This is a genomic window from Pseudomonas sp. NFACC41-3 (assembly GCF_900109505.1).
Taxonomy (GTDB): domain Bacteria; phylum Pseudomonadota; class Gammaproteobacteria; order Pseudomonadales; family Pseudomonadaceae; genus Aquipseudomonas; species Aquipseudomonas chlororaphis.
On record NZ_FOAE01000002.1, the window covers coordinates 916946 to 937355 of the forward strand.

The following is a 20410-nucleotide window of genomic DNA, read 5'->3' on the forward strand; positions in this document are numbered from 1 at the left end:
GGTGCGGGCGCTGGCGCGCAGCTGGGTTAGACAGTCACGTGCAGACGTACGTCGACGTTGCCGCGGGTGGCGTTGGAGTAAGGGCAGACCTGGTGAGCCGCTTCGACCAGGGACTGCGCGTCGCTCTGTTCAAGACCTGGCAGGCTGATATGCAGGTCGATATCCAGGCCGAAGCCGCCAGGAATCTGGCCGATGCCGACGTGCGCAGTGATCGAAGCGTTGTCCGGGATCTTGCGCTTGCTTTGGCTGGCGACGAATTTCAGGGCGCCGATAAAGCAGGCGGAGTAGCCGGCGGCGAAGAGTTGCTCAGGGTTGGTCGCCTGGCCGCCGGCACCACCGAGTTCTTTGGGGGTGGAGAGTTTGACGTCGAGGATGTTGTCGCTGGAGACGGCGCGACCATCACGGCCACCGGTTGCGGTTGCGACTGCGGTATAGAGAGTTTGCATGGTGTGAGCCTCTTGGGTTTCGAATTTTTGCGCTAAATATTTGCGCGCTAAGTAAGTGCGAAGTAAATGTATCGCTCAAATATTTAGTGCGCAATATAAATTTTTGAAAAAAACTCGAAAATGCTTGCCAGCAGTCCATATTTTTTGGCTAAGCGAATGATTTAAATAATATTTTTATCGAGAAATTTTTTTCGTCGATACGCTGTTAGCGACATCGAAACAGAGAGAATCGCGAGCAAGCGCTCCTGCAGAAGGGCAGGGCGTGCTCGCGAGCGCGCCGTTAAAGGCTGTCTTGCAGATGGCCGCGCAGGTTCAGCAGGTCGGCCTGCAGTTTGCGCAGCTGCTCCAGGGTCAGGCCGCTGGAGCCGAGGATGCATTGGGGAATGCCTCGCGCCCGGTCATACAGGGCCCGGCCTTGCTCGGTCAGCTCGATGATCACCACTCGTTCGTCTTCGCGGCTGCGGGTCCGGCTCAGCAATCCCTCGGCTTCCAGGCGCTTGAGCAAGGGCGTCAATGAACCGGGATCGGTCAGCAGGCGGCTGCTGATCTCGCCGACGGTCAGGCCGTCCTGCTCCCAGAGCACCATCATTGCCAGGTACTGGGGATACGTCAGGCCCAGCTCCTGCAGCAGTGGTTTATAGACTTTGGTCATCAGCAACGAAGTCGAGTGAAGGGCGAAACACAACTGGTTATTCAGCAGCAGATCGTCGCATTTTTCCGGGGTGGAGCCTTTGGTGTTCATGGTCGGGCCTTGATCGATACTCGCCCTGAATCTAGCGGGCGAATCTTTAATGCGCCAGATAATTCTCACGAGCGCTCAGCCCATGGCGCTCTGCAGGGCCAGATCCCAGGGCGGAATCGGACTGAAGCGAGTCTTCAGGTATTCCAGCAACAGGCGGCTGCGAGCGTTGGTGTGCTGTTCCAGGCGCAAGGCGTAGATACCGGCGCTTTCCGGTTTGGGCAGGCCGGTTTCGCAGAACAGCGGCAACAGTTCCCCACGCAGCAGGTATTCGCTGGCCAGCCAGGTTGGCAGGTGGGCAATGCCCAGCCCGGCCAGGGCTCCGGATAGCAGGGCCTCGGCATTGTTGGCGCTCATGCGGATGCGTTGTGGGCGATGAGTCTGCAACTGCCCGTCCAGTTCGAAGCGCCAGGCGAACAGTGGGGCCAGGCCGTCCCAGTCCAGGCCGTCGTGCTGGCTCAGTTCGGCGGGATGCACCGGGGTGCCGCGCAGCTTGAGGTAGGCCGGGCTGGCGCAGGCGATGCGCACGATGCTCGCCAGTGAGGTTGCCACCATGCGGGTATCGACTCTTTGCCCGGCGCGCAGCACCAGATCGACCTTGCCCAGGTGCGAGCCCTGCATGTCGACGAAGCTGTCGATCAGGTGCAACTGCACATCCAGCCCCGGATAGAGCATCAGGAAATCGGCGATCGCTGGCGCCAGGTGTCGCCGGCCGAACGCCGCGGGAGCGTCGATGCGGATCAGGCCTTCCGGCGCGTGGCTCAAGGACACGGCTTCCGCCCGGGCCAGTTGCAGTTCGGCGACGATGCGCCGGGCGCGTTCGGCAAAGGCCTGGCCAGCCGCTGTCGCCACCACCGCGTGGGTGGTGCGCATGAACAGCTTGCTGCCGACCGCGCTTTCCAGGCTGTCGATACGCCGGGCCACCGCCGAAGGGGTCAAGGGATGCCGGCGCGCGGCGGCGGAAAAACTCCCGGCTTCCAGCACATCGAGGAACAGGCCGAGCTGGTCGGTGAGGACGTTGGGGTTCATGGTGGGTATTTGCTTGTGCGAATTTGGCAAAGCCATTGTGCGTTGCTGTGCGTTTCCGCACCAGAGCCGACTGCGTAGCATGCAAGGCTTGAGTGAGGAGAGCGGCGGTGATCGATTTAGCGATGTATGTGGTATTGGGCGCGGCGCTGGGCACGGTGGGCGGCTTGTTCGGGATCGGTGGAGGGCTGATTGCGATTCCGGTGCTGGGTGTGCTGTTCGGGCTGGACCAGCAGATCGCCCAAGGCACGGCGTTGGTGATGGTGGTGCCGAACGTGATGCTCGCGCTGTGGCGTTATCACCAGCGCAACCGGATCGAGGCACGGCATGCGCTGCCATTGGCCTTGATGGGCTTCTGTTTTGCCTGGCTCGGTTCGATCTGGGCGGTGGGCATCGATGCCCAGGTCATGCGGGTTGGCTTCGTTGCGTTCCTGGTGGCCTTGTCGGCCTACAACCTGTTGCGCATGTTCCTGGCCAATGCCCCGGCTTCGGCGCAGATGCGCTATCCCTGGCCGTGGCTCGGTGTGCTGGGTGCGGCTTCCGGGGCCATGGGCGGGTTGTTCGGCGTCGGCGGCGCGGTGGTTGCCACCCCGGTGCTGACCAGCGTGTTCGGCACCACACAGGTGGTCGCCCAAGGGCTGTCGCTGGCCCTGGCCCTGCCCAGCACCGGGGTGACCCTGGTGACCTACGGGGTGCATCAGGAGGTGGACTGGATGATCGGCCTGCCGCTGGCGGCGGGTGGGCTGCTGAGCATCAGTTGGGGGGTGAAAATCGCCCACGCGCTGCCCGAGCGAATGCTGCGCGGGCTGTTCTGCGGCTTCCTGGTGATCTGCGCGGTGATGCTCGCCTTTAAAGTTTGAAGCCTTCGACTATGTGCTCGGCCAGGCATTCGGTGATGGGCGAAGGCGTGTTGAGGTTGCGCACCAGCATGATGCTGGCCTCGGGCAGCAGGGGCAGATCTTCGGCGGCGCCCAGAATGCGCATGTCCGGGGTGATCAGGCTTTCCAGCTGCGCGGTGATCGCCAGGCCGGCGCTGACCACGGCCATCAGTGCCGACAGGCTGGAGCTGTTATAGGCGATGCGATAGTCGCGACCGGCGGCGTCCAGCGCATTGCAGGCCCACTGCCTGCAGAAGCAATCGCTGTTGAACATCGCCAGGGGCAGCGGCGTCTGTTCGTGGGGGCAGAACCCCTGGGCCTCGGCCCAGACGAAACGCTCCTTGCGCAGCAACTGGCCGATTTCGCTGCCCGGCTCGCGGGTGACGATAGACAGGTCCAGATCCTGGCGCAGCAGCAGTTGCTTGGACGACTCGCAATGCACCTCGATCTGGATCAAGGGGTAGGCCTGGGCAAAGCGCGACAGGATCCCCGGCAGAAAACGCATCACGTAATCGTCCGGCGTACCGATGCGCACGGTGCCGACCATGTGCGGCTCGCGCAGGGTGTTGAACACCTCGCTGTGCAGTTTCAGGATGCGCCGTGCGTAACCCAGCAGCACCTGGCCTTCGGCGGTCAGGCGTACTTGCCGGCCCTCACGCTGGAACAATTGGCGCTGCAGCACGTCTTCCTCGAGCCGCTTCATCTGCATGCTCACCGCGGACTGGGTGCGATTGACCTGCTCCCCGGCCTTGGTGAAACCGCCCTGGTCGGCGATGGCGACGAAGGTGCGCAGGACCTCGGTATCAATGCTTGGGTAGCTGGACAATTCATCAAACTCCGAGATGTATTGCATAAGAAACATTCGTTGGATTGATCTTAGCCCTGGGTGGAGACTTGAGCCATCCCCACTGGAGGGCAAGACGATGAAAGGTCAAAAAGGTTTTGTATTGGCTCACAGGTTGGCATGGCATGGTGTTTCCTTGCGGCATTTGCTGCAGAGGATTGTCCGCTGGCATGAGCTGCATCGTGAACGCAATATGCTGGCGGGCATGAGTGATGAGGCGCTGAAGGATATCGGCCTCAGTCGCGCGGATGTGGAGCGGGAGACCGTGCGGCCGTTCTGGGACGATCCGATGCACAAGTGAATGTCAAAGCGCTACACAAGCCACTTCTCACTGAGGTAGTTTGCGGGCAGACAAGGAGATTGCCATGCCCGCAGAACTGTCCTTTTCCCTTAAGCAGGCTCGGCGTCTGGCGCTGGCCGCCCAGGGTTTTTCCGGGCGGCCAGCGCCTGCGACGATCAGGCCCGCACAGCTCAATCGCCTGATCGCGCGCCTGGGCATCCTGCAGATCGATTCGGTCAACGCCCTGGTGCGCTCGCACTACCTGCCGCTGTTTTCCCGTCTTGGCGACTATCCCGCGCAACTGCTGGACCAGGCTGCCTGGAGCCAGGGCCGGCAACGCACGCTGTTCGAATACTGGGGCCACGAAGCCTCGTTGCTGCCGCTGTCGCTGTACCCGCTGATGCGCTGGCGCATGCAGCGGGCCAGCCAGGGGCAGGGGATCTACCAGCAGTTGGCGCGTTTTGGCCAGGAGCAGCAGGCGACTATCCGCCGGGTGCTGGCCGCGGTCGAGGAGCAGGGCGCCCTCGGGGCGGGCAGCCTGTCGACCCGCGAGGAACGCGCCGGCCCCTGGTGGGACTGGAGTGCGGAGAAGCATGCGCTGGAATGGCTGTTCGCCACCGGTGAGGTGACGGTCGCTGGCCGGCGTGGGTTCGAGCGCTTGTACGACTTGCCGGAGCGGGTGATCCCTTCGAGCATCCTGCAGCATTCGCCGCTCAGCGAGGCCGACGCCCAGCGCGGTTTGCTGCTGCATGCCGCTAGCGCCCTGGGCGTGGCCACCGAGAAGGATCTGCGCGACTACTTTCGCCTGGAGCCGGCAGACAGCCGGGCGCGCCTGGCGGAATTGCTGGAAGGCGGCGAACTGCTGGCCTGCGAGGTGGCGGGCTGGAAGCAAGCGGCGTATTGCCTGCCAGAGGCCAAGGTGCCGCGCAGCGTGCCGGCCAGCGCCTTGCTGTCTCCCTTCGATTCGCTGATCTGGGAACGCAGTCGTACCGAGCGCCTGTTCGATTTCCGCTATCGCCTGGAGATCTACACCCCGCAGCACAAACGGGTGTACGGCTATTACGTGCTGCCGTTTCTGCACCACGAACGGATCGCCGCGCGGGTCGACCTGCGGGCAGAAAGGGCGCAGGGGCGCCTGGCGGTGCATGCCGTGCATGAGGAGGATCAGGGGTTGGACGAGCAGGGGATGCAGGCACTGGCGAGCAGCTTGCGGAGCATGGCCGACTGGCTGGGGCTGGCCGACGTCCAGCTCAATTGCCCGAGGGCCAGCGCTCAGCGCTTGCGCGTGTTTCTTTGACCAGCATCGATCATCCAGTTTCCCCTGGATGATCAATGCTAGGAGTTCAACGCTTGACCTGTTTCAAGGTCTCGGCAATCAGGAACGCCAGCTCCAGCGACTGATCGGCGTTCATCCGTGGGTCGCAATGGGTGTGGTAGCGATCCGACAAAGCATCTTCGGTAATCGGCCGCGCGCCACCGATGCACTCGGTGACGTTCTGCCCGGTCATCTCGATGTGGATACCGCCGGCATAACTGCCCTCGGCTTCGTGGACCTGGAAGAACTGCTTCACCTCATTGAGGATCTGCGCGAAATCGCGGGTCTTGTAACCGCTGCTGGCCTTGATGGTGTTGCCATGCATCGGGTCGGAACTCCACAGCACCTTCTTGCCTTCGCCTTCCACCGCGCGGATCAGCTGCGGCAGGTGGTCGCCGACCTTGTTCACACCCATGCGCACGATCAGGTTCAGGCGGCCCGGATCGTTGTCCGGGTTGAGGATGTCGATCAGGCGGATCAGCTCCTCGGTGTTCATGCTCGGGCCCACCTTGACCCCGATCGGGTTATTCACCCCGCGCAGGAATTCGACGTGGGCGCCGTCGAGCTGGCGGGTGCGATCGCCGATCCACAGCATGTGCGCCGAGCAGTCGTAATAGTCGTTGGTCAGGCTGTCGCGACGGACGAAGGCCTCCTCATAGTTCAGCAGCAGTGCCTCGTGGGCGGTGAAGAAGCTGGTCTCGCGCAGTTGCGGCGAGCTGTCCATGCCGCAGGCGCGCATGAAGGCCAGGGTTTCGTCGATGCGGTCGGCCAGTTGGCTGTACTTCTCGGCCAGGGCGGAGTTGGCGATGAAGTCCAGGTTCCATTTGTGCACCTGGTGCAGGTCGGCAAAACCGCCCTGGGCAAAGGCGCGCAGCAGGTTCAGGGTGGCGGTGGCCTGGTGATAGGACTGCAGCAGGCGGTCCGGGTCCGGCACCCGGCTTTTCGCATCGAAACCGATGCCGTTGACGATATCGCCGCGGTAGGCCGGCAGGGTCACGCCATTGATGGTTTCGTCATTGGCCGAGCGCGGCTTGGCGAACTGGCCGGCCATGCGCCCGACCTTAACCACCGGGCAACCGGCGGCGAAAGTCATGACGATCGCCATCTGCAGCAGGACCTTGAAGGTGTCGCGGATCTTCGCCGCCGAGAACTCGGCGAAGCTCTCGGCGCAATCGCCGCCCTGCAGCAGAAAGGCACGGCCCTGGGTCACTTCGGCAAACTGGCGGCGCAACTCCCGGGCTTCGCCGGCAAACACCAGTGGCGGGTAGCTGGCCAGGGTCTGCTCGACCTGCAACAGGTGTGCGGCGTCGGGGTAGACGGGTTGTTGCTGGATCGGCAGGGCGCGCCAGCTGTCAGGGCTCCAGGGTTGGCTCATCACGGACTCGGGTGTTTTTAAGGTCGGACAGGCATGTTATCAGCAATTAGTGCGTGACCTGTTCCCGCCGGTTCGCGGACAATCGCGCCTTTCCCGCTCGGCGCCGAGCGGCCGGTTTATCGCGACGGCGAGGTTGAGCCCCGTCGCGGCTAGGAGAAGAGATGACTGAGGAGCGCGTCGAGCGCCTGCTCGCCGAAGTGCACGATGAGTTCGGCATGATTCGGGTACTGGAAGTGGCGGATTACCGCTTCCTCGAATTTGGCGATGCCATCGAGCAGAGCTGCGTGTTTACCGCCGACCCGAGCTGGCTGGAGTACGACTACACCCGCGCCATGCTGATCGGCGCGCTGTGCCATGAGCAGCCCGAGAGCGCGCTGTTTCTCGGCCTGGGCGCCGGCACCCTGACTCAGGCCTGCCTCAAGTTCCTGCCGCTGGACGATGTCGAGGCCATCGAGTTGCGCCCCGACGTGCCGCGCCTGGCTATCGAGTACCTGGGGCTGGATGACGATCCGCGTCTGTATATCCGGGTCGGCGATGCGCTCGAACTGCTGGACAGCGCCGAGTCGGCGGACCTGATTTTCGTCGACCTGTACACCGATGTCGGGCCGGGCGTCGGGCACCTGGCCTGGGGTTTCCTGGAAAACTGCCAGAAGCGCCTCAACCCGGGCGGCTGGCTGGTGATCAACCAGTGGGCCACCGACGATGGCAAGCCACTCGGTGCAGCCTTGCTGCGCGGGCTTTACCACCGGCATTACTGGGAGCTGCCGGTGAAGGAGGGCAACGTGATTCTGATCGTGCCGTCCGACCTGGAGCAGGGGCTGGACATGGACGGCCTGAGCGCCCGGGCCGAGGCGCTGGCGCCACGCCTGGGCTATTCGTTGCAGCCGTTGATCAAGTGCATCCGGCCGGCGACCTGAGTCGGCTGGTCGAGCGTATCTGTAGGCGCGAGGCTTGCCTGCGATAGGGCCTCGCATTCACCACGGGTTCAGACCGCTCAACATCCCTTGAACACCCCCGGGCGCTTCTCGACCATCGCTCGCACACCCTCCTTGGCGTCCTCGCTGTTCAACAGCGCCTTCACCAGCGGCGGCAGCCCCTGCGCTGCCGCGCTTTCTCCTTCGAGCCGGGCTTGTCGGGCCGACATCAGGGTCGCCTGAACCCCCAGCGGCGCCTGACAGGCGATCCGTTCGGCAAGGGCCAGGGCGCGGGGCAGCAGGTCTTCGCTGGCCATCACCTCCTGCACCAGCCCCAGGCGCAGGGCTTCATGGGCGTCGAATTCGTCGCCGGTGAGCAACCAGCGCATGGCATTGCCCCAGCCGGCGATCTGATGCAGGCGCAGGGTGGCGCCGCCAAAGGGAAAGATGCCGCGTTGCACTTCCAGCTGGGCGAAGCGGGTATTGCTGGCGCACAGGTTGATATCCGCCGCCAGCATCAGCTCGATGCCTATGGTCAGGCAGTAGCCCTGTACCGCGACTATCACCGGTTTGCTGACCCGTGGCCCGGCGAAGACACCCCAGGGATCGCAACCGCCGGCCGGCGCCTGCCAGCCTTCGGCGAGCTTCGCCCCGACGTTGGCCAGGTCCAGCCCCGCGGTGAAGTGCTCGCCATGGCCGAACACCACGGCGACCCGGGCCTCGCTGCTGGCCTCGAACTCGCCGTAGGCCAGGCTGAGTTGATCGAGCAGCTGCAGGTCGAAGGCATTGCGCTTGGCGACCCGGTCCAGGCCGATGAGGAAGAGATGACCACGCTGTTCACGGCTGACGCGACTGCAACTGGGCTGGCTCATGGGGCATTTCCTCGGACGGTAAAGAGTGTCTCGGACCGACGGTATCGGCCGGCAAGATGAACCGTTTAAGCGTCATCCCCCGACAGGCGTGGGCCTGTGCAAAATAGACCTTTGCCGGATTATCCGCAAAGCCTGTGACAACTAGGCATTCAGCGGGTTTTTCCGATAAAAAAAACTCCCTTTTTTGAGTAATTCCGGTATAGTGCGCGCCGGCCTTTAACCGGGCCTCGTTTAGGTGATGCAATTCCCCGAAGTCAGCTTCGGCTGCTTGTCCGCTGCGCGGACTATCCTTGACGTTCATTTCTTTCAATCGTTTTCGCAAATCCCCGCCGACAAAGCTGCCAGGGTGACTCTTGAGTCTTACACGGCATGCGCAGCTTTGGAGCATGGGTCTTTGCGGATGCACTTAGAGGCAGACCCATGACCCAGGAAATCGGCGGCTTCGCCGCTCTTGAACTTCATCCCAATATTGTCGCTGCAGTAGTCGCTACCGGCTATGAAGAGCCTTCGGCCATTCAGCAGCAGTCGATCCCGATCATCCTCGCCGGTCACGATATGATTGGTCAGGCGCAAACCGGTACCGGTAAGACCGCCGCGTTCGCCCTGCCTATCCTGCACCGCATTGATCCGTCCAAGCGCGAGCCGCAAGCTCTGATCCTGGCCCCAACCCGTGAGTTGGCGCTGCAAGTTGCAACCGCTTTCGAAACCTACGCCAAGCAAATGCCGGGCGTAACTGTTGTGGCTGTCTACGGCGGCGCGCCGATGGGCCCACAACTGAAAGCAATCCGTAATGGCGCACAGATCGTTGTCGCCACTCCGGGCCGTCTGTGCGACCACCTGCGTCGCGACGAAAAAGTCCTGGCTACCGTGAACCACCTGGTTCTCGACGAAGCCGACGAAATGCTGAAACTGGGCTTCATGGATGACCTGGAAGTCATCTTCAAGGCCATGCCGGAAACCCGTCAGACCGTACTGTTCTCGGCCACCCTGCCGCAGTCGATCCGCGCGATCGCCGAGCGTCACCTGAAGGACCCGAAACACGTCAAGATCCAGAGCAAGACCCAGACCGTTACCGCGATCGAACAGGCTCACCTGTTGGTTCACGCTGACCAGAAGACTTCTGCCGTTCTCAGCCTGCTGGAAGTGGAAGATTTCGACGCCCTGATCATGTTCGTGCGCACCAAGCAAGCGACCCTGGACCTGGCCAGTGCCCTGGAAGCCAAAGGCTACAAGGCCGCTGCGCTGAACGGCGACATCGCCCAGAACCAGCGTGAGCGTGTGATCGACTCCCTCAAGGATGGCCGCCTGGACATCGTTGTGGCGACCGACGTTGCTGCCCGTGGCCTGGACGTACCGCGCATCACCCACGTATTCAACGTGGACATGCCGTACGACCCGGAATCCTACGTGCACCGTATCGGCCGTACCGGCCGTGCCGGTCGCGAAGGTCGTGCGCTGCTGCTGGTGACTCCACGCGAGCGCCGCATGCTGCAAGTGATCGAGCGTGTAACCGGTCAGAAGGTTGCCGAGGTTCGCCTGCCGGACGCTCAAGCCGTTCTCGACGCGCGCATCAAGAAGCTGACCAACAGCCTGTCGCCGCTGGTCGCTGACGCTGAATCGACCCACGGTGATCTGCTCGATCGCCTGACCGCCGATATCGGTTGCAGCCCGCGTGCCCTGGCCGCTGCCCTGCTGCGCAAGGCCACCAACGGTCAGGCGCTGAACCTGGCAGCTATCGAGAAGGAACGCCCACTGGTGCCGAACAGCGCGCCACGTGGCGACCGTCCTGAGCGCTCCGGCGATCGTCCTGATCGCGGTGAGCGTGAGCGTCGCGCGCCGATGCCTCTGGCTGAAGGTCGTGCCCGTTGCCGTACCGCGCTGGGCGCGCGTGACGGTATCGCGGCCAAGAACCTGCTGGGCGCCATCCTCAATGAAGGCGGCCTGGCCCGCGAAGCCATCGGTCGCATCCAGGTGCGTGACAGCTTCAGCCTGGTCGAGCTGCCGGAGGACGGTCTGGAGCGTCTGCTGACCAAGCTGAAGGACACTCGCGTGGCCGGCAAGCAGTTGAAGCTGCGTCGCTATCGCGAAGACTGATCAGTGCTGAGCTGATTGGTTGAACGAAAAAATCCCCGCCTGGTGCGGGGATTTTTTTTGCCTGGGGGTTGGATCAGTTGTCGCATCGTGATGCGCCAGGCCCGGCAGTGGCATCAGCCGAAGCGATAGATATCCATGCCCAGCGCGCCCATGGTGAAGCCTTGATGGGCGATGCTGAAGTCGCCACCGGCGCTTCTGGCGAAGTACAGCGGCAGCAGGTGTTCATCGCTGGGGTGGCTGCGCACGGCATTCGGTGCCTGGCGACGGTAGTCGTGCAGCGCGGCTTCGTCGTTGGCGGCGAGCTTCTCGATCATCCAGTCGCGGAACGCCTTGGCCCAGGGCTCGATGCTTTCCGGGCCGGCGTGCCAATCCAGTTCGCGCAGGTTGTGGGTAATGCTGCCCGAGCCGATCAATAGCACCCCTTGTTGCCGCAGGCTGGACAGGGCATGGCCGACCTGGGTCTGCAGGGCTGGTCCAAGGCGACTGGGCAGGGAAACCTGAACCACCGGAATATCCGCCTGTGGGTACATCAGCGACAGCGGCACCCAGACCCCATGGTCGAACGGGCGCTGGTCGTCGAGCTGCGCCGGCAGGCCGTCGGCCCTGAGCAGCTGCGCCACCTGTTCCGCCAGCTCAGGCTGGCCGGGGGCGGGGTATTGCACGGCGAACAGCGCGGCGGGAAAGCCGCCGAAGTCATGCCAGGTTTGCGGTTGCGGGTTGCTGCTGACCCGCAGGTCCTGGCTTTCCCAGTGGGCCGACACCACCACTATGGCCTTGGGGCGCGGCAGCTCGGCGGCCAGGCGGGCGAGGGCCGGGCCGCTGGCGCCGGGTTCCAGGGCGAGCATCGGTGATCCGTGGGAGATGAACAGGCTAGGGAGCATGAATAAGGTCCTGAGCGTTAAGATGCACCATCTTCAATCAGACATTGATCTAAATCTAATATAAGTTTTTGTGGTTTTTGATCGAATTTCAGGGTGATTTATGCAGCCGGAGTTTTGGCACAAACGGTGGGAACAGAATCAGATCGGCTTCCATTTGTCCGAGGTTAATCCTTACCTGCAACGCTACTGGCCCCAGCTGGAGCTGGCGTCGGGTTCGCGGGTGCTGGTGCCGCTGTGCGGCAAGAGTCTGGACCTGAGCTGGCTGGCCAGCCAGGGTCATCAAGTGCTGGGTATCGAGTTGTCGGAGAAGGTCATCCAGAACTTTTTCAGCGAGCAGCAGGTGCAGCCGCAGGTCAGCCTTCGAGGTGGATTCAAGGTCTATGAGTACGGCCCGATCCAGCTCTGGTGCGGCGACTTCTTTGCCCTGCAGGCCACGGATGTCGCCGACTGCCAGGCTTTGTACGACCGCGCGGCGTTGATCGCCTTGCCGCCGCAGATGCGTGAGCGGTATGCGGCGCATCTGCAGTCCATCCTGCCCCAGGGCTGCCAGGGGCTGCTGATCACTCTGGATTACGACCAGACGCTGATGGCGGGGCCGCCTTTCGCCGTGCTCGATGACGAGGTCAAGGCCTTGCTCGGTAAGCGCTGGCAGCTGCGGGTCGAGGAGGTGCGGGACATTCTTGGCGAGAGCTGGAAGTTTCTCCAGGGCGGCGTGACCCGCCTCGAAGAACGGGTCTATCGCTTGCTGGCGCGCTGAGCCTCGGCCTTTTTCCAGGCCATGAAAAAGGGCGACTTGCGTCGCCCTTTTTTGTGTTTGCCAGCGTTATCAGCCGCGACGACGGCTCAGGGCGTCGATACGCTCTTCCAGCGGAGGGTGGCTCATGAACATGCGAGCCAGGCCTTGTTTGAGGCCACCGTTGATGCCGAAGGCATTCAGGGTGTCGGGCATGTGCACCGGCAGGCCCTGTTCCGAGCGCAGGCGTTGCAGGGCGCCGATCATGGCCGCGGTACCGGCCAGTTGCGCACCGGCTTCGTCGGCACGGAATTCGCGCTTGCGCGAGAACCACATGACGATGGCGCTGGCCAGGATGCCCAGGACCAGTTCGGCGAAGATGGTCGCGATGTAATAGGCGATACCCTGGCCTTCTTCGTTCTTGAAGATCACCTTGTCGACGAAGTTGCCGATGATGCGCGCGAAGAACATCACGAAGGTGTTCACCACACCCTGGATCAGCGCCAGGGTGACCATGTCGCCGTTGGCCACGTGACCGATCTCGTGGGCCAGCACGGCTTTCACTTCATCGGGCGAGAAACGCTCGAGCAGGCCCTGGCTGACCGCAACCAGCGCGTCGTTCTTGTTCCAGCCGGTGGCGAAGGCGTTGGCCTCGTAGGCCGGGAAAATACCGACTTCGGGCATCTTGATCCCGGCTTCGCGGGACAGTTGCTCGACGGTTTGCAGCAGCCATTGCTCATGACGAGTACGAGGCTGGGTAATGATCTGGGTGCTGGTGCTCATTTTCGCCATCCACTTGGAGATGAACAGCGAGAACAGGGAACCGGCGAAACCAAAGACCGCACAGAAAACCAGCAGCTGATTGAGGTTGAGATCAACCCCATTGGCCGCCATGAACCCGTTGAAGCCGAAAAGGCTCAGGGTGATGCTGGCAATCAGCACGACCGCCAGGTTAGTGGCCAAGAACAGCAGGATGCGCATCATGGTTGTAGAAATCTCCTCATGCTAAAGATGTAGCGTTCTGCGGGGTATATAAGGTGCGGCACCGGCCTATTCAACCGGGTGACTATTTCAAACTGTGTCCTGCAGGCTGATTTTAGACGCTTGCATGAGCTTTCTGTCGCAGTTGGGCAGCCACCGGAAGCCGAGCCGCACTTCAGAGGCATGCAACCACTGGGCACAAGGCGCAAGGCAAAGATACAGAAGGGTAGGCGTAGCAGGGAGTACAGAAGTGTTGCTGAATTAATCGCAGTGCGACCGGGGCGGCCGCACTGCGTCGCAAGGCTTACTGGCGATACGACTTGAGGAAGCTGCCGATACGGCCGATCGCCTGCTCCAGGTCATCGACCCGCGGCAGGGTCACGACGCGGAAGTGGTCCGGCCATGGCCAGTTGAAAGCGGTGCCCTGAACCACCAGCAGTTTCTCCGAGAGCAGCAGGTCCAGGACAAACTTCTCGTCGTTGTGGATCGGGCAGACTTTCGGGTCGATTTTCGGGAAGGCGTACAGCGCGCCCATGGGCTTGACGCAGCTGACGCCGGGGATGTCGTTGAGCAGTTCCCAGGTGCGGTTGCGCTGTTCCAGCAAGCGGCCTGGGGGCAGCACCAGGTCGTTGATGCTCTGATAGCCGCCCAGCGCCGTTTGAATGGCGTGCTGGCTCGGCACGTTGGCGCACAGGCGCATGTTGGCCAGCATGTCGATGCCTTCGATGTAGCTCTGGGCGTGGTGCTTGGGACCGGAAATGGCCACCCAGCCGGAACGGAAACCGGCCACCCGGTAGGACTTGGACAGGCCGTTGAAGGTCAGGCACAGCAGGTCAGGCGCCAGGGAGGCGGTGCAGACGTGCACGGCATCATCGTAGAGGATCTTGTCGTAGATCTCGTCGGAGAACACCACCAGGTTGTGCTGGCGTGCCAGTTCGAGCATGTCCAGCAACACTGCCTTGGGGTACACCGCGCCGGTCGGGTTGTTCGGGTTGATGATCACCAGGGCCTTGGTGTTCGGGGTGATCTTGGCCTTGATGTCGGCGATGTCCGGCCACCAGTTGGCCTGCTCGTCGCACAGGTAGTGCACCGGGTTGCCGCCGGCCAGGCTCACGGCCGCGGTCCACAGCGGATAGTCCGGGGCCGGGACCAGCACTTCGTCACCGTTGTTGAGCAGGGCCTGCATGGCCATGACGATCAGTTCGGAAACGCCGTTGCCCAGGTAGATGTCTTCGATGCCGACGCCTTCCACCTGCTTTTGCTGGTAGTACTGCATGACGGCCTTGCGCGCGCTGAACAGGCCCTTGGAGTCGCTGTAGCCCTGTGCGGTCGGCAGGTTGCGGATCACGTCCTGGAGGATTTCGTCCGGCGCTTCGAAACCAAAAGGCGCCGGGTTGCCGATGTTCAGCTTGAGGATGCGATGGCCTTCCTCTTCCAGGCGTTTGGCGTGCTTGAGCACTGGGCCGCGAATGTCATAACAGACGTTGGCGAGCTTGTTCGATTTGCTGACCTGCATGGCGATGTGTTCCCGAAAATGAACGATCCAGACGGTGAGTGAGCTACCGTACTGGGAATCCTGCGTTTGCACACAGGCCTGAAGCCTGGGTTCGCGGCGGCAAAATCCGTTTGAACCCGTGTAACACGGCTGCCAGACTGGCGTCTAACGAGGCGCAATCATACGTGCCGCCCGATCCGTGGAAAAGATACAGATCGGGCTTTTTCAGTTGCAGAGGAAGGACCATGGAAAAGCTGGAAAAAACCCTTGAAGAATGGCGTGCCATGCTCGATCCGGAGCAGTACAACGTGTGTCGCCTCAAAGGCACCGAACGACCGTTCTCGGGCAAGTACAACGCCACCAAGACCGACGGTGTGTATCACTGCATCTGTTGCAATGCGCCGTTGTTCGACTCCAGGGCCAAATTCGATTCCGGTTGCGGCTGGCCGAGCTTCTACGAGCCGATCGGCGAGAGCGCCATGGTCGAGATCCGTGACTTGAGCCACGGCATGATCCGTACCGAAGTGGTCTGCGCCAAATGCGATGCGCACCTGGGGCATGTGTTCCCGGACGGTCCGCCGCCGACCGGCCTGCGCTACTGCATCAACTCGGTGTGCCTGGACCTGGTTCCACGCTGACCGGAGCGGGCGGCCAAGGCGATTTTTCGGAATCGCTTTTCGATTTATTAAATTGCACACAATTTAATTGAGTACTACTTTTATCGGACCTTTCATTTTTCGGAGTCCGCGCCATGAGTGACACATTGCTGAACATTCCGTGTACCACCATCAAGGGCGAGCAAAAGACCCTGGCCGACTTTGCCGGCAAGGCCGTGCTGGTGGTCAACACTGCGAGCAAGTGCGGTTTCACCCCACAGTACAAGGGCCTGGAAGAACTGTGGCAGACCTACAAGGACCGGGGCCTGGTGGTGCTGGGCTTTCCCTGCAACCAGTTCGGCAAGCAGGAGCCGGGCAACGAAGGGGCCATTTCCGAGTTCTGCGAGCTGAACTACGGCGTCAGCTTTCCGCTGTTCAAGAAGATCGACGTCAATGGCGCCGAGGCGCATCCGCTGTTCGTGCAGCTGAAAAAACGCGCGCCGGGGGTACTGGGTTCCCAGGGTATCAAGTGGAACTTCACCAAGTTCCTGATCGGCAAGGACGGAGCGCTGGTCAAGCGTTTCGCCCCGGCCACCAAGCCTCAGGACCTGACCGGCGAGATCGAAGCCTTGCTCAAATGACCGACCTGTTCGCCGATTCGCTGAAACTCGACAGCCAGCTGTGCTTCAAGCTGTACGCCGCCTCGCGGGCCGTGGTGCGGGGCTACAAGCCGATGCTCGACCAGTTGGGGCTGACCTACCCGCAGTACCTGGTGATGCTGGTGCTCTGGGAATGGCAGGCCACGCCCCCCGAGCTGCCGACGGTCAAGGCGCTGGGGGAACGCCTGGCGCTGGATTCCGGGACCCTGACGCCGTTGCTCAAGCGCCTTGAACAGCTGCAACTGGTGCAGCGCCAGCGTTCGCCCCGGGACGAGCGCGAGGTGCACCTGAGCCTGACCGCGGCCGGCCTGGCGCTGCGCGATCAGGTGCCGCCGCTCAAGGCCGCGCTGTTGTGCGACAGCGGGGTCGACCTCGACGGCCTGAGCGAATTGCGCCATGGCCTGGACCGGCTGCTGGCCCAGGTCAAAGCGCTGTCGTAGTCGGCACCCAGAGGTCCAGCAGGGCAATCAGCTCTTCACGGCGGAAGGGCTTGGACAGGTAGTCGCTCATGCCCGCCGCTCGGCAGCGTTCGCGCTCCTCGGGCATGGCATTGGCGGTCAGGGCGACGATCGGCAGGTCCGGCCAGCGGCCGCTGCGGCGGATCTGTCGGCTGGCCTCGTAGCCATCCATCACCGGCATGTTGCAGTCCATCAGCACCAGGTCGAAATGCTGGTGCTCCAGCACGTCCAGGGCCTCGGCACCCTGGGAGGCGACCGTCACCTCGCAGCCGAGCTTGCTCAACATACCTTTGGCCACCAGTTGGTTCACCGGGTTGTCCTCCACCAGCAGGATGAAGGCGCGGCGCAGGGGCGCCAGGGTTTCCAGCTGGGTTTCGTTGATCACCGCGGTTTCGGCCAGCAGGGCCCGGCGCAGGGTCTGATACAGGGCGTTGCGCGCCAATGGCCGCGCCTGTTGCTGCAACGGCGCCAGGGCGCTGGCTTCTTCGCTGGGCAGGAAACTGCCGTAGGCGGTGACCAGCAGAATCGGCGCGCTGATACTCGGGCGCAGGCCGAACAGGCATTCCGGGCAGTCGGTGATCAGCAGGTCCGGCTTCTGCCCGAGCAGTGACTCATCGAGATCGCAGCGCCGATACTCCAGCCCCCAGAACGGTAACTGCACGCTCAACAACTCGGCCAGGCCGCTGCCTTCGGAGGTAATGGCCAGTATCTGGCCGTGCAGCGGCGGCGGTGGGCTGGCTGGCGTGTGGCAGGGCAGCGGCAGGTCGGCACAGAACTGGCTGCCGAAACCCACTTCCGAGCTGATGCTCAGGCGCCCCTGCATGGCTTCGCAGAGGTTGTAGGTCAGGGCCAGGCCCAGGCCGGTGCCACCGTATTGCCGGGTGATCCCGGCACCGGCCTGGGTATAGGGCTGGAAGATCTTCACCTGGGCCTCGCGAGCGATCCCGATACCGGTGTCGCAGACTTCGATCCTGACCCCGTCCTCGAACGTACGCAGGCGCACATCGACACGGCCGAAGCGGGTGAACTTGAGGGCATTGGACAGCAGGTTGCTGACGATCTGCCGCACGCGCGTGGGGTCGCCGAGGACCAGGGCCGGAAACTCCGGCTCGATCAGGCAGGCCAGCTCGACGCTCGGCGCGGCGTTCTGCGACAGCAGGTTGGCGGTGTCTTCCACCAGTACCCCGAGATCGAAGGGGATGCGCTCCAGCTCCAGCTGGCCGGCGTCGAACTTGGACATGTCGAGAATGTCGTTGAGCAACTCCACCAGCACTTTGCCGGAGTCGTGGGCGATCGACAGTTGCTGGCGTTGTTCGGCGTTCAGCGGGCTGTCCAGCGACAGGGCGATCATGCCCAGCAGGCCGTTGAGCGGCGTGCGGATTTCATGGCTCATGTTGGCCAGGAAGGCGGCACGCGCCTGGGCCATGTCGAGGGCGGTGCTACGGGCGACTTCCAGTTCTTCGTTGGACTGGCTCAGCCGGTCGTTGATCGCCTTGAGCTCGGTGGTGCGCGCCGAGACGATGTTTTCCAGCTGCCCGAGATAGTCGGTCAGGCGGTTTTCGGCATTGCGCCGTTGCTGGATCTCGGTGGCCATGTTGTCGAACTGCTGGTTGGCGACCTTGACCAGCACGCCGATCTCGTCCTGTTCGTGGCTGGGCGGGAAGTCCAGCCGGCTCTGGTCGGGGCTGCGCGGGTCGCGCCCGCTGAGTTCGCGAATGACGCCGACCAGGGGTTTGGTCAGCATCACGTAGAACAGCGCCAGCAGCAGCCCGGTGAGGATCAGGCTGCGCACGAAACCGTTGATCAGGGTGATTTCCGCACGGCGCAGGAAGCGGCTGCCGAACGAGTAGGTGTCGACTTCCAGGTGCAGGACGCCGAGGGATTCCGAGGGCAGGTGATCGAGGTACAGGCGGTCCTGGAACTCGCGCTTGGCGCCGAACAGGAAGTCGCTGAGCATCCGGTAGGAGCTTTGCTGGGCCGGCCGGGTGACGTTGGCCAGCAAAGTGTCGTTGTTGTCGATCAGCCGGGCGCGGATGATCGCCGGCGAGCGCAGCAGGCCGAGGGTCAGCTCCTGGGCGAGCTCGGCGTCGATGTTGTAGGCGATACGCGAGGCCGGATTGTGGCTGATTTCCAGGAGCGCGTTGATTTCCCGGTTGATGGAGGCATCTTCACTGGCATAATCGATGCCGATTTGCAGCAGACTGAGCGCCGTCCCCAGGACAAAACCGACCAGCACAGTGAGCCTGGCTTGCTTGTAAGACAGGCGGTTGGTGAACTTGATGTCCATGGGGTGTTGAACCAATTTCCGTTTCCCTTCGCTGGGCAAGCATAGCTGATCGTCAGTGTGTGCCGGCAGGGCCCGGCGCCGTTCGCCTGCGGTAGACCAGGCATGCGCAAGGTCGTTGCGTCTGCGTGCCACATCATTACTGGGAACCTGCCCGAGGAGAAGTCGTGGAATCTCGATTGAATGCTTTTCTTGAGCGCGCCGATGCGGTTCTGGCGCGTATCGAGCCGCTGTTGCCCGCGCCGCGACAAGCCATCGACTGGACCCAATGTCTGGCCGCGCGCTGGCAGCGTGAAGGCCGCAGCGGTTTCCTGCTGCCGCTGGAGGTCAGCCTGGACATGCGCCTGTCCGACCTGATCGGGGTCGACAACCAGCGCGACCAGCTGGGGCGCAATACCCGGCAGTTTCTCGACGGCCTGCCGGCCAACCACGCCTTGCTGTGGGGCTCGCGCGGCACCGGTAAATCGTCGCTGGTTCGCGCGCTGCTGGCCGAGCATGCCCAGCATGGCCTGCGCCTGATCGAGATCGAGCGCGATCACCTGGCCGACCTGCCGCGGGTGGTGGAGCAACTGATCAAGCTGCCGCAGCGTTTCGTGCTGTTCTGCGACGACCTGTCGTTCGAGTCGGGCGAGGGCGACTACCGGGTACTCAAGAGCGTGCTCGACGGCTCGCTGGAGCAGGCCCCGGACAATGTGCTGCTGTACGCCACGTCCAACCGCCGGCACCTGGTTCCGGAGAAGGAAAGCGACAACGAGAACTGGAAGCGCGTCGATGGCGAGTTGCACCCGAGCGAAGCGGTGGAAGACAAGATTGCCTTGTCGGACCGTTTTGGCCTGTGGTTGTCGTTCTACCCCTTTACCCAGGAGCACTACCTGAACGTGGTCGAGCACTGGATCGGTGAGTTGGGAGGCAAGGCCGGTCTGCAATGGCAGCGTGACGAAGCCCTGGACATCCTCGCCGTGCGCTGGGCCACCGGCCGTGGCAATCGCAATGGTCGCTGCGCGTATCAGTTCGCGCGCTACTGGGTAGGTTTGAAGTTGTTGGAGCAAAAAGCATGATCGATCTGCAGAACACCGGCAAAGGCCTGGACGGCTATGCCTTGCTGTGCGCCCAGCTGGAATCGTTGCTGGCCGACGAGCGCGATTTCATTGCCAACGCCGCGCAATTCTCGGCGTTTCTGTTCAACCAGCTGGATGACTTGAACTGGGCCGGGTTCTACCTCAATCGCAACGAGGAACTGGTGCTCGGCCCGTTCCAGGGCCAGATCGCCTGTGTGCGCATTCCCTTCGGTCGTGGTGTGTGCGGCGCGGCCGCGGCGAGCCTGCAGACCCAGCGGGTCGAGGATGTGCACGCGTTCCCCGGGCATATCGCCTGCGACAGCGCTTCCAATAGTGAACTGGTGGTGCCCCTGGTCAAAGAAGGGCGGTTGATCGGCGTGCTGGACCTGGACAGCCCGAAAATCGCCCGCTTCACCCTCGAGGACCAGGCCGGCATCGAGCGCCTGGCGGCGATCTTCCTGCGCCTGACCGACTGCTGAGCC

At 62.8% G+C, this 20410-nt stretch carries 21 protein-coding genes and 1 pseudogene; 11 read left to right on the forward strand and 11 right to left on the reverse strand.

Going from position 1 to position 20410, the window contains the following annotated elements:
• Window positions 1-26: 26 nt before the first annotated feature.
• The 3 genes from BMY68_RS13700 to BMY68_RS13710 form a co-directional block, all read right to left on the reverse strand.
• Window positions 27-446: an organic hydroperoxide resistance protein gene (locus tag BMY68_RS13700; RefSeq protein WP_009044954.1), complete on the reverse strand. Its 420-nt coding sequence runs from the start codon at window positions 444-446 to the stop codon at window positions 27-29.
• A 280-nt stretch (window positions 447-726) separates the two neighbouring features.
• The gene (locus BMY68_RS13705; protein ID WP_085531700.1) at window positions 727-1188 is read right to left on the reverse strand and encodes a MarR family winged helix-turn-helix transcriptional regulator; all 462 of its coding nucleotides are present in this window, start codon (window positions 1186-1188) and stop codon (window positions 727-729) included.
• A gap of 75 nt (window positions 1189-1263) precedes the next feature.
• Window positions 1264-2214, reverse strand: a complete 951-nt coding sequence (locus tag BMY68_RS13710) for a LysR family transcriptional regulator (protein ID WP_062825083.1) — start codon at window positions 2212-2214, stop codon at window positions 1264-1266.
• A 107-nt stretch (window positions 2215-2321) separates the two neighbouring features.
• On the opposite strand from BMY68_RS13710, the gene BMY68_RS13715 reads away from it, so the two are divergent.
• Complete coding sequence (locus BMY68_RS13715) at window positions 2322-3071, forward strand: sulfite exporter TauE/SafE family protein (RefSeq protein WP_009044951.1); 750 nt, start codon at window positions 2322-2324, stop codon at window positions 3069-3071.
• On the opposite strand, the gene BMY68_RS13720 is transcribed toward BMY68_RS13715, so the two are convergent.
• Window positions 3061-3915, reverse strand: a complete 855-nt coding sequence (locus BMY68_RS13720; protein ID WP_162136185.1) for a LysR substrate-binding domain-containing protein — start codon at window positions 3913-3915, stop codon at window positions 3061-3063. The genes BMY68_RS13715 and BMY68_RS13720 overlap by 11 nt on opposite strands.
• A gap of 97 nt (window positions 3916-4012) precedes the next feature.
• On the opposite strand from BMY68_RS13720, the gene BMY68_RS13725 reads away from it, so the two are divergent.
• Complete coding sequence (locus BMY68_RS13725) at window positions 4013-4234, forward strand: DUF1127 domain-containing protein (protein WP_009044950.1); 222 nt, start codon at window positions 4013-4015, stop codon at window positions 4232-4234.
• A gap of 64 nt (window positions 4235-4298) precedes the next feature.
• A complete protein-coding gene (locus tag BMY68_RS13730; RefSeq protein WP_085531698.1) occupies window positions 4299-5510 on the forward strand; it encodes a winged helix-turn-helix domain-containing protein in 1212 nt (403 codons plus the stop codon).
• 46 nt (window positions 5511-5556) lie between these two features.
• On the opposite strand, the gene BMY68_RS13735 is transcribed toward BMY68_RS13730, so the two are convergent.
• Window positions 5557-6903: a class II 3-deoxy-7-phosphoheptulonate synthase gene (locus BMY68_RS13735; RefSeq protein ID WP_007931431.1), complete on the reverse strand. Its 1347-nt coding sequence runs from the start codon at window positions 6901-6903 to the stop codon at window positions 5557-5559.
• A 161-nt stretch (window positions 6904-7064) separates the two neighbouring features.
• Here BMY68_RS13735 and BMY68_RS13740 point away from each other — a divergent pair, with 161 nt between their 5' ends.
• On the forward strand, window positions 7065-7820 hold the full coding sequence (locus BMY68_RS13740; protein WP_009044948.1) for a spermidine synthase: 756 nt from the start codon (window positions 7065-7067) through the stop codon (window positions 7818-7820).
• A 77-nt stretch (window positions 7821-7897) separates the two neighbouring features.
• Here BMY68_RS13740 and BMY68_RS13745 read toward each other — a convergent pair whose 3' ends face one another.
• The gene (locus BMY68_RS13745; protein WP_009044947.1) at window positions 7898-8689 is read right to left on the reverse strand and encodes a crotonase/enoyl-CoA hydratase family protein; all 792 of its coding nucleotides are present in this window, start codon (window positions 8687-8689) and stop codon (window positions 7898-7900) included.
• Window positions 8655-8990 (reverse strand): hypothetical protein, encoded by a 336-nt coding sequence (locus BMY68_RS29895; RefSeq protein ID WP_175510547.1) that lies wholly within the window; start codon window positions 8988-8990, stop codon window positions 8655-8657. Before BMY68_RS29895 ends, BMY68_RS13745 begins: the two co-directional genes overlap by 35 nt.
• 85 nt (window positions 8991-9075) lie before the next feature.
• Between BMY68_RS29895 and BMY68_RS13755 the strand changes: the two are divergent.
• Window positions 9076-10783, forward strand: a pseudogene (locus tag BMY68_RS13755) (DEAD/DEAH box helicase).
• A gap of 113 nt (window positions 10784-10896) precedes the next feature.
• Here the strand turns inward: BMY68_RS13755 and BMY68_RS13760 are convergent.
• Window positions 10897-11664: a DODA-type extradiol aromatic ring-opening family dioxygenase gene (locus BMY68_RS13760; RefSeq protein ID WP_085531696.1), complete on the reverse strand. Its 768-nt coding sequence runs from the start codon at window positions 11662-11664 to the stop codon at window positions 10897-10899.
• 100 nt (window positions 11665-11764) lie between these two features.
• On the opposite strand from BMY68_RS13760, the gene BMY68_RS13765 reads away from it, so the two are divergent.
• A complete protein-coding gene (locus BMY68_RS13765) occupies window positions 11765-12421 on the forward strand; it encodes a thiopurine S-methyltransferase (protein ID WP_085531694.1) in 657 nt (218 codons plus the stop codon).
• A gap of 69 nt (window positions 12422-12490) precedes the next feature.
• Here the strand turns inward: BMY68_RS13765 and htpX are convergent, their stop codons facing one another.
• Window positions 12491-13381: a protease HtpX gene (htpX, locus tag BMY68_RS13770; RefSeq protein ID WP_007931437.1), complete on the reverse strand. Its 891-nt coding sequence runs from the start codon at window positions 13379-13381 to the stop codon at window positions 12491-12493.
• A gap of 301 nt (window positions 13382-13682) precedes the next feature.
• A complete protein-coding gene (locus tag BMY68_RS13775) occupies window positions 13683-14894 on the reverse strand; it encodes a pyridoxal phosphate-dependent aminotransferase (protein ID WP_007931438.1) in 1212 nt (403 codons plus the stop codon).
• Between the two features lie 224 nt (window positions 14895-15118).
• Here BMY68_RS13775 and msrB point away from each other — a divergent pair, with 224 nt between their 5' ends.
• From msrB to BMY68_RS13790, 3 genes are all read left to right on the forward strand, one after another.
• A complete protein-coding gene (gene msrB, locus BMY68_RS13780; protein WP_007931439.1) occupies window positions 15119-15511 on the forward strand; it encodes a peptide-methionine (R)-S-oxide reductase MsrB in 393 nt (130 codons plus the stop codon).
• A 113-nt stretch (window positions 15512-15624) separates the two neighbouring features.
• On the forward strand, window positions 15625-16110 hold the full coding sequence (locus BMY68_RS13785) for a glutathione peroxidase (protein WP_007931440.1): 486 nt from the start codon (window positions 15625-15627) through the stop codon (window positions 16108-16110).
• A complete protein-coding gene (locus BMY68_RS13790; protein WP_062825088.1) occupies window positions 16107-16568 on the forward strand; it encodes a MarR family winged helix-turn-helix transcriptional regulator in 462 nt (153 codons plus the stop codon). The genes BMY68_RS13785 and BMY68_RS13790 overlap by 4 nt, the downstream gene beginning before the upstream one ends.
• Here the strand turns inward: BMY68_RS13790 and BMY68_RS13795 are convergent.
• Window positions 16552-18873, reverse strand: coding sequence for a hybrid sensor histidine kinase/response regulator (locus BMY68_RS13795; protein WP_085531692.1), 2322 nt, complete (start codon window positions 18871-18873; stop codon window positions 16552-16554). The two genes, BMY68_RS13790 and BMY68_RS13795, sit on opposite strands and share 17 nt — an antisense overlap.
• A 164-nt stretch (window positions 18874-19037) precedes the next feature.
• Between BMY68_RS13795 and BMY68_RS13800 the strand changes: the two genes are divergently transcribed.
• Window positions 19038-19928 carry an ATP-binding protein gene (locus BMY68_RS13800; protein WP_085531690.1) on the forward strand — a complete coding sequence of 297 codons (891 nt, stop codon included), beginning with the start codon at window positions 19038-19040 and terminating at the stop codon, window positions 19926-19928.
• The gene (locus BMY68_RS13805) at window positions 19925-20407 is read left to right on the forward strand and encodes a GAF domain-containing protein (RefSeq protein WP_085531688.1); all 483 of its coding nucleotides are present in this window, start codon (window positions 19925-19927) and stop codon (window positions 20405-20407) included. Before BMY68_RS13800 ends, BMY68_RS13805 begins: the two co-directional genes overlap by 4 nt.
• Window positions 20408-20410: the final 3 nt, after the last annotated feature.

Excerpts from the sequence above, each read along its gene's own strand:
- BMY68_RS13700 (WP_009044954.1), bottom strand. The coding sequence starts at position 446 with ATGCAAACTCTCTATACCGCAGTCGCAACCGCAACCGGTGGCCGTGAT.
- BMY68_RS13705 (WP_085531700.1), bottom strand. The coding sequence starts at position 1,188 with ATGAACACCAAAGGCTCCACCCCGGAAAAATGCGACGATCTGCTGCTG.
- BMY68_RS13710 (WP_062825083.1), bottom strand. The coding sequence starts at position 2,214 with ATGAACCCCAACGTCCTCACCGACCAGCTCGGCCTGTTCCTCGATGTG.
- BMY68_RS13725 (WP_009044950.1), top strand. The coding sequence starts at position 4,013 with ATGAAAGGTCAAAAAGGTTTTGTATTGGCTCACAGGTTGGCATGGCAT.
- BMY68_RS13730 (WP_085531698.1), top strand. The coding sequence starts at position 4,299 with ATGCCCGCAGAACTGTCCTTTTCCCTTAAGCAGGCTCGGCGTCTGGCG.
- BMY68_RS13735 (WP_007931431.1), bottom strand. The coding sequence starts at position 6,903 with ATGAGCCAACCCTGGAGCCCTGACAGCTGGCGCGCCCTGCCGATCCAG.
- BMY68_RS13740 (WP_009044948.1), top strand. The coding sequence starts at position 7,065 with ATGACTGAGGAGCGCGTCGAGCGCCTGCTCGCCGAAGTGCACGATGAG.
- BMY68_RS13745 (WP_009044947.1), bottom strand. The coding sequence starts at position 8,689 with ATGAGCCAGCCCAGTTGCAGTCGCGTCAGCCGTGAACAGCGTGGTCAT.
- BMY68_RS29895 (WP_175510547.1), bottom strand. The coding sequence starts at position 8,990 with ATGAACGTCAAGGATAGTCCGCGCAGCGGACAAGCAGCCGAAGCTGAC.
- BMY68_RS13760 (WP_085531696.1), bottom strand. The coding sequence starts at position 11,664 with ATGCTCCCTAGCCTGTTCATCTCCCACGGATCACCGATGCTCGCCCTG.
- BMY68_RS13765 (WP_085531694.1), top strand. The coding sequence starts at position 11,765 with ATGCAGCCGGAGTTTTGGCACAAACGGTGGGAACAGAATCAGATCGGC.
- htpX (WP_007931437.1), bottom strand. The coding sequence starts at position 13,381 with ATGATGCGCATCCTGCTGTTCTTGGCCACTAACCTGGCGGTCGTGCTG.
- BMY68_RS13775 (WP_007931438.1), bottom strand. The coding sequence starts at position 14,894 with ATGCAGGTCAGCAAATCGAACAAGCTCGCCAACGTCTGTTATGACATT.
- msrB (WP_007931439.1), top strand. The coding sequence starts at position 15,119 with ATGGAAAAGCTGGAAAAAACCCTTGAAGAATGGCGTGCCATGCTCGAT.
- BMY68_RS13785 (WP_007931440.1), top strand. The coding sequence starts at position 15,625 with ATGAGTGACACATTGCTGAACATTCCGTGTACCACCATCAAGGGCGAG.
- BMY68_RS13790 (WP_062825088.1), top strand. The coding sequence starts at position 16,107 with ATGACCGACCTGTTCGCCGATTCGCTGAAACTCGACAGCCAGCTGTGC.
- BMY68_RS13795 (WP_085531692.1), bottom strand. The coding sequence starts at position 18,873 with ATGGACATCAAGTTCACCAACCGCCTGTCTTACAAGCAAGCCAGGCTC.
- BMY68_RS13805 (WP_085531688.1), top strand. The coding sequence starts at position 19,925 with ATGATCGATCTGCAGAACACCGGCAAAGGCCTGGACGGCTATGCCTTG.